Origin of the sequence: Paracoccus benzoatiresistens, assembly GCF_026913015.1 — a bacterium.
Taxonomy (GTDB): domain Bacteria; phylum Pseudomonadota; class Alphaproteobacteria; order Rhodobacterales; family Rhodobacteraceae; genus Paracoccus; species Paracoccus benzoatiresistens.
The window spans coordinates 1-1,115 of sequence record NZ_JAPTYD010000171.1 but is presented as its reverse complement, the minus strand read 5'-3'; the positions used below and the strand labels follow the sequence as shown (position 1 = coordinate 1,115).

The 1,115-nt window shown below is 63.6% G+C and carries 1 pseudogene and 1 other annotated feature; the pseudogene reads left to right on the top strand.

Going from position 1 to position 1,115, the window contains the following annotated elements:
- Positions 1 to 1,075 (top strand): annotated as a pseudogene (locus OU682_RS24050) (IS3 family transposase); the annotation flags it as partial.
- Positions 90 to 204, top strand: a sequence feature (AL1L pseudoknot). Its footprint overlaps the pseudogene before it by 115 nt.
- Positions 1,076 to 1,115: the final 40 nt, after the last annotated feature.

The window sequence follows — 1,115 nt, the reverse complement described above, 5'->3', positions numbered from 1 at the left end:
ATTCCCAGCGCCATGGCCGAGAGGATGAGGTCGCTCGAGCGGGAGAACCGGGAACTGCGCCAGGCTAACGAGATTCTTCGCAAAGCCTCGGCGTATTTTGCGATGGCGGAGCTCGACCGCCGGTCGAAGGGATGGTGGATTTCATTGAGGCGCATCGTGATGCGCACGGGGCTTGGCCATCGCGGCGCCATCGGTCCGAGCCCGATGGACGAGGCCGATCTGCGCGGTGCTGCCGATCGCCCCTTCCACCTCCTACGATCACCTGGCGAAGCGGGCTGATCCGGCGCGGTTGTCGGACCGTGCCCGTCGTGATGCCGCCCTGCGGCCCGAGATCCGCCGTGTGTTCGAAGAGAACTGGCGGGTCTATGGCATCCGCAAGGTCTGGCGGCAGCTCGCCCGGGAAGGCTTCGATGTCGCGCGTTGCACGGTGGCAAGGCTGATGAAGGACATGGGCATTCAAGGCATCATCCGTGGCAAGCCGCACAGAACGACGATCCCCGACAAGAAAGCACCATGCCCGCTGGACAAGGTGAACCGCGCGTTCCGGGTCCCCGCGCCCAACATGCTCTGGCTCAGCGATTTCACAGACGTCGCGACCTGGAAGGGGTTCGTCTATGTCGCCTTTGTCATCGATGCCTATGCCCGCAAGATCGTCGGCTGGCGCGCCAGCACGTCAGCCCAGACTGGGTTCGTCTTGGACGCACTGGAGCAGGCAGTCCATGACCGAAGGCCGACAAAGGCCATGGGGCTGGTGCATCACAGCGACCGCGGCTCGCAATATCTGTCCATTCGCTACACCGAGAGGCTGAGCGAAGCCGGCATCGAACCTTCGGTCGGCAGCGTTGGCGACAGCTACGACAATGCGCTGGCCGAAACCATCAACGGCTTGTTCAAGGCTGAGGTCATTCATCGACGCGGCCCATGGCGCAGCTTCGAGGCCGTCGAATACGCGACGCTGGAATGGGTCGACTGGTTCAACAACCGCCGCCTCCTCGAGCCCATCGGGAACATCCCGCCAGCCGAGGCGGAGGCAAACTTCCACGCGGCGCTGGAAACTGAAGACATCGCCGCGTAACTAAAGGTAACCAGCCTCCGGCAAACCCGGGGCGGTTCAC